This window comes from Desulfosporosinus metallidurans (assembly GCF_001936615.1).
GTDB classification, from domain to species: Bacteria; Bacillota; Desulfitobacteriia; order Desulfitobacteriales; family Desulfitobacteriaceae; genus Desulfosporosinus; species Desulfosporosinus metallidurans.
On record NZ_MLBF01000104.1, the window covers coordinates 1 to 6,017 of the forward strand.

The 6,017-nt window shown below is 36.6% G+C and carries 6 protein-coding genes and 1 pseudogene; 4 read left to right on the plus strand and 3 right to left on the minus strand.

Going from position 1 to position 6,017, the window contains the following annotated elements; genetic code table 11:
* The 3 genes from DSOL_RS28280 to DSOL_RS25305 all read left to right on the plus strand — a co-directional run.
* The coding region (locus DSOL_RS28280) for a hypothetical protein (protein WP_075367477.1) at positions 1–1,210 on the plus strand (1,210 nt) is incomplete at its 5' end.
* Complete coding sequence (locus DSOL_RS25300) at positions 1,203–2,417, plus strand: hypothetical protein (protein ID WP_075367478.1); 1,215 nt, start codon at positions 1,203–1,205, stop codon at positions 2,415–2,417. The genes DSOL_RS28280 and DSOL_RS25300, both read left to right, overlap by 8 nt.
* Before the next feature lie 371 nt (positions 2,418–2,788).
* Entirely contained in the window at positions 2,789–3,772 is a 984-nt protein-coding gene (locus DSOL_RS25305; RefSeq protein WP_075367479.1) for an Abi family protein, read from the plus strand.
* Between the two features lie 440 nt (positions 3,773–4,212).
* On the opposite strand, the gene DSOL_RS29325 is transcribed toward DSOL_RS25305, so the two are convergent.
* From DSOL_RS29325 to DSOL_RS30280, 3 genes and pseudogenes are all read right to left on the minus strand, one after another.
* On the minus strand, positions 4,213–4,482 hold the full coding sequence (locus tag DSOL_RS29325; protein ID WP_075367480.1) for a hypothetical protein: 270 nt from the start codon (positions 4,480–4,482) through the stop codon (positions 4,213–4,215).
* Positions 4,464–4,964, minus strand: a complete 501-nt coding sequence (locus tag DSOL_RS25315) for a cation-transporting P-type ATPase (protein WP_075367481.1) — start codon at positions 4,962–4,964, stop codon at positions 4,464–4,466. The genes DSOL_RS29325 and DSOL_RS25315 overlap by 19 nt, the downstream gene beginning before the upstream one ends.
* 284 nt (positions 4,965–5,248) lie before the next feature.
* Positions 5,249–5,320: pseudogene (locus DSOL_RS30280) on the minus strand (magnesium chelatase subunit ChlI family protein); the annotation flags it as partial.
* A 237-nt stretch (positions 5,321–5,557) separates the two neighbouring features.
* Here DSOL_RS30280 and DSOL_RS25325 point away from each other — a divergent pair.
* Positions 5,558–5,902, plus strand: a complete 345-nt coding sequence (locus DSOL_RS25325; protein ID WP_075367483.1) for a DsrE family protein — start codon at positions 5,558–5,560, stop codon at positions 5,900–5,902.
* Positions 5,903–6,017 lie beyond the last annotated feature (115 nt).

A 6,017-nucleotide genomic window follows, 5' to 3' on the forward strand; every position in this document is an offset into this window, starting at 1 on the left:
TCATCTGGATAACAACATCGTTAAATGGGTAAAGGAAACCTACAGACAATATGGCGTCAATTTATTTTCTTTTGCATATAATCTTGCTGATACTTACCATGATAGGTATGTGAAATATGAACGAGAACTTTATGGAGAAAGGCTATACTACGTAAATAACTACAATTATCGTTACAATAATAATCCGTTTGATATCGATCGCATCTATGGTGATAACAAGCATAGACCCTTCTTGGAAAACAAGAGAGGCGAGTTGGAAATGATGGTTATGCACGAATGGTTGTTCACAATGGTCTATGATGACGACTATTGGCCCGAGTACGTTAACCTTTGTGTATCTCGAGGAAGGGTGAATATTGTTGGAAACGTTAACGCCTTGTTGCCTGTGAGCGGCTCCGGGCTCAATTATCCTGAAGATGCATCTTGTCTGACGGAGCATATCATTACAACTGACGGCGTTTTGAAGAAGAAACCAGAGAAGCCATACATCTTGCGGGTAGAAGTTTCCCAAACATATGCCGGTGTATGGCAGAATAGTGAAGAAATGACGTCATTAACAAACGCCTTGAATGCATCATTCAAAGAATTTGGTGTGCCAAAAGTATTAGAGTTGACTGCTCCGGTTAAAACTGCATCATTTGATGAAGAGATATTTATTTTATGTTGCTCTATACTTGAAAAGAAAATGAAAAAGAATACTCAAATGAAAGTTGCCATTGTGAACGGATTAGAAAACAAGATGTTGAAGCAGAAACCGAAACCAATCAGCTATTTAAATACTATTGAGGACTTGATAAAGCTAAAGGTCCAATTACGTGAACGTAAAATTCCGCTGAGATTCTCAATTGATTTTCCGGCTCTGCTTGGAAGCAAGAGGAGCAGTTCCTATAGCCAAAGTGAGGTATTTGGAGCATTAACTGAAATCAAAAATTCAATTGTATGCCTGAACATTACAAATTTCAAAACTCAAGAATCCTATGGCCCGAGGTATAAACAAATCAGTAAGGAGCTGGATGCTTATTACTTACATAAATTTAAACACCCTACTTATGATGATTTCTATACTATGCTGAGTGCAGCTTTCAATGATAATCAGAAACGGTATTTAATTCCCAAAGGTATGGCTAATGATGCCGAATTGGAAGAATTAGTCGACAATTTGTTGCGTAGCGGTTTTGCATTTTGTGATGGAGGAGGACAGCATGAGTGAGTCGCAAAATATAAAGAAGACAAGGCAAACGCTATATGAGGAATTATGGGCTGAGCCGATGACAACAGTTGCGGTTAGATATGGTATTTCAGATAACGGATTGCGTAAACGATGCAAATCATTGAACATTCCATTACCGCCAAATGGATATTGGGCAAAAGTTAAAGCAGGAAAGCCTGTTGCTGATCGACCTTCTCTCCCGCCGTATAATGAAACAATACTCAGTTACGAGAGTCATGGTGATGAAGCGAATGCTTCAAAGGTTCAGTCGAAAAGGAAGAAAGGTATACTTGAATTGCTCGACTTTGAGGAATTGACTGTTGAGCAATTAGAGAATATGCACGACTTTGATTTGCTGGCTCCAGGTTCATTGGAGATTTTCACAAATTGGTGCAATGGTTTGACAGTACCGGGACGGATACAAGATTACGACGAGCTAATCTCCAAACACAAATTGGAAATGGAGTATCGAATAGAAAGAGATAAGGAGTACCCCTTTAGGGGTGAGGGCATTAAGCTATGGAATCCGTTAGAAAAGGTAAAGGACCGCGACAATGAACCAATAATTCCAATTAACGTTTCAAACAGCCAGCGCAACCGTGCTTATAGAATCGTTGATACTATTTTGAAGGCGTTTAGGGAGTTAAAGGGCAGTACCTCAGTTGATCGAGGGGATAAAGACAATATCAATATAACGATATTGGGTACCACGATATCTTTTGACTTATGTGAATGCAAATCGAAGCGGCGATACCTCGATGATCAAAAGACAGAGTTCAAGCCGCTATATGAAATGGTTTTTGACGGAAGACTTCAAATCAATTGGCGAATATACAAAGGAAGGCATTATTCTAGTTCCGAAAATACGCCATCGAATTACTTGTCTTACATTGATGTTGTTGATAATAGATTGGAAAATCAAATTCCAATGATGATTACAGAGTTTTATAAACGATGCTGCGATAATGAAATATCTGCTCATCTTGACCACAAAAAGTGGGTTTTAGAGTATGAGCAGGAGAAAGAAGAAAGTCAGGCCAAAGAGTTAAGGGAAGAGCAGCAGAAACGTGAACAAAAAAGGCAAGCACATAGAAATTCTCTCATTAATGATATTTCAGTTCATGCAAATAATTGGTTCAAACATGAGCAACTTTCTAGGTATGCAGATGAACTTGAAGCCCATCTGGCTACATACACAGATGAGTAAGCTGTCCAATTGTTAAAAGAGTATATTCTGTTAGTAAGAGAGAATGCAGATAGGTGCAATCCACTTAGCCACATACTTCGAGAAATGCGAGTAATCGAATCACAAGAGGATAGCTAAAGCCGAAAATATGTAGAGGGGTTAGTATTGTGTGTCATCCATATAAAATAGTGGTTGCGCATTATATTGCATATAAAAACAAAAAATGATATAATTTAATCACCGGATTCCCTTATTTTATCCCATGTAAAAGTTCTTTACAGAAAAAACATTTCATGATATTATGAGTGTGTAAAGAATATCTGCATATAATATTAGTGATCATACTCCGGTGTCCTACGGGCCCGGGGTTTTTATTTTGGAAGGAAATGAGTATGGATAAGATATTCACAAGTACAAGGTCTCAAATGATCAAGCTTAGAAAAAGAGGCATGATCATTAATAATGGAAGTAGAGTTAAGCGAATTCTGGAGATGGAAAACTATTACAATTTAATTAATGGATATAAGGAATTATTTATAGATTCAACGTATACAGGTCCAGATGAAAAATATATACATGGAACTGATTTTTTCGAAGTTTATTCATTATATTTATTTGATAGGGAATTAAGAAATATCTTTATCAGATATATATTAGAGATTGAAAATAATTTTAAAAGCATTCTTTCACATGATTTCTCGAAGAAATATGGTTATGATAATTATCTGAAAATAAACAACTTTGACATAAGTGTAAAGCATTGGGAACGAAAAACTGCTGCTCAAAAAATTGGTGACATTTCAGGGCTAATTGCAAGCTTACAAAGAGACATCTCAAATCAGTTAGCTAAGAATAATCCAATGATCTCACATAATATGCTTACCTACGGATATGTACCGTTGTGGGTTCTTGTAAATACCCTTTCATTAGGAACATTAAGTATTTTCTATAGTTATTTAAAACAGGCAGATCAAAATGACATTGGAAGAAAATTTTCTTTAAGACCTGATGAATTAAGTAAAATAATTTTTGTGCTTTCGATTTATCGTAATGCTTGTGCCCATGATGAACGTTTATATAATCTAAAGGCACTTAAAAGGGATATGCATCCAAATATGATAAAAACAAATAGTATACATACACAAATGAATATACCAATCGGCAGAAGTAACAATCCGGTATATGGAAAAAATGACCTTTTTGCAATTGTAATTATATTTAAATTAATGCTGAGCAAAAACTCCTTTAATAAATTTTTCTATTCTGTTAAAGGTGAAGTAGATAAATTAGCGAAACAGATAAATACTATTACTATTGGAGATGTATATAAAGCAATGGGATTTCCACCCAATTGGATAGACATTAAAAATTGCTAAAAGGATTATAATGTTTGCATCCCTACAGATTTGCACCCCCCTAGAAAAATGCACCCCCTCGAAAATCAAAGGGAGTGCATAATTTTATTGTATCAATTATTGAGTTATTAGACAATTTACATATTTGGATATAATTTGTAATTGTGTGACTTGAACCATAAAATTTCCGTTTGGAAAAGATATGCTTCCTCATTTTGGTTCTTAGGTGTTTACCGGAGTGAATTATAAACCATTTGTAGTAATTCAGACTCGAGCTTTTGGTTGAAGATCTGTTTAGCATTAAAATCAAGCCTTTCGGGGCTCTTTTTGTTTGTTTTTGTTTTGTTCTACTTAACCAGATCTTGACCATGATGGGTGTGATGTGCTCACACCGATATTCGAGAAGCATTTTTTGGACAATAGCTATGGGTTTAGACCTGGACGAAGCGCTCATGATGCGATCAGGAAATGTCAAAACAACATAGATGAAGGGTATAAAGTACTTTTAAAGCGTCGAGAGTTTTTACGGACTGGGATTTCATTTTAAGCACAACCGGAACCATCAACATCATAAAGCGGATCAAAAGCCAGCTTACAGAGTTTACGCCATTGTCAAAGCTCGTCTCCACCCGTTTTCCAGTTATGGATTTAGCCATGGAGCCAAAGAAGGTATTGTCACCCGTCGCAATGACCACACAGATTGCAGAACCACTTACCACATTACTTCCCATACAAGATTTTCAAGAGGTATTTCCATTCTGCCAGCTCCGTCACGCTCAACAGTAACGGTCGTATGCACCATGTCATTTAACTTTTCGGCAGCATTGTTTGAGCGTGTTTCTTGAATAAAACGCAACAGTCTGCTAATTGTCACCATCACACAGATAATAATAACCGAAGTTAGGTCACGATCCTCTGGTGCGACTAACACTATATCCGTAAAAACAGATATAATTGCAAGGACAAAAAGTACAATGGTAAAAGGGTTTATAAAAGCATCAAATAGCCTTTTAAGCACAGATTCTTGCTTATCATGGGATATTGCATTGCTTCTGTATTTATCCCGTTGAGTGTCTACCTTATCTTCATTTAGACCGCTATATGAGGTTTCCATTTCCCTAAGAAAGACACCTGTTTGCATTTTGCTGCAAGTAAGCAATTTTTCAGACAGTGGGGATACCTTGCTCTGTACATTTTGAACTACTTTTTTCATGGTCTTAACCTCCTTAATTTTGCTATCAGACTACAATTTAATGTAGTCCAATAATTTAGGAAGTAAAGACATAAAACACGTAGCAAGGTGTGCTTAAATCATTATATTGGATTTTAGCATCTCTGTGCTTTATCGTTATTTTAGATTTTAGGCAGAGGAACAGACCGAGGGATTACATAATAATTCCATGAGAGACTGCTCCTTTTTCTACTTCGCCCGTCAGGTTTCATGTCCCCGCTACTTCCTTCGTCCATTCCTCTCACCTCCAAATAAATTCAATTGAAGTCAAGATCTGCAATCGTACGTGCAACTCTTAAAATTCGGTCATGCGCCCGAGCACTGAGGTGTTGGCTTTCAACGAACAATGGCAAGGGAATATAACCCAAGTTACACACACAGAAAAACAGTGTATGATATCGTATAAATTAATAAACCAATGCAAAAATCCCTTGCCAAGGCATGAGCATTTAGCTGAGGCATTACAGTTTCGCACCTTGTATAAACGTTTAAGGGTATAACTATACATTTCTCAAAATGAATAAAATGTGATAATATTTCGAGTAAAATAATGTCGGGAGACTAGGAGGTAAATAATGGATAAGTTCAACGTGATCTTTCATATCGATGAGCAGGATAAAGCAGGTTTAGTGCTCCATAATATTAGCAATTTGATTGTTGATCTTGGTGAGGGAAATTTAAACATTGAAATGGTTGCTAATGGCGACGCAGTGAAGATGCTTGCAAGGGATACCAATGTATTTGAGACAACGCTTAAGGAATTAGCAGAAAAGAAGGTCGTATTATGCGCATGTGCCAATGCCATGCGTGATTTAGGTATTCAGAAAGATGAATTGCTTGATTTTGTGACTGTCGTTTCCGCTGGTGTTGGTGAAATAGTGAAAAAGCAAGCTGTGGGTTGGGTATATATTCGTCCGTAAGCATGAAATAGTAATTGAAGAGATTAAAGAGTTTTCTTTCTTTTTTGCTCCTTTGACTTATCTTTAAACCCACAAAAATGCCCTCCCATAGTAGATAATTTATTCTACTATGGGA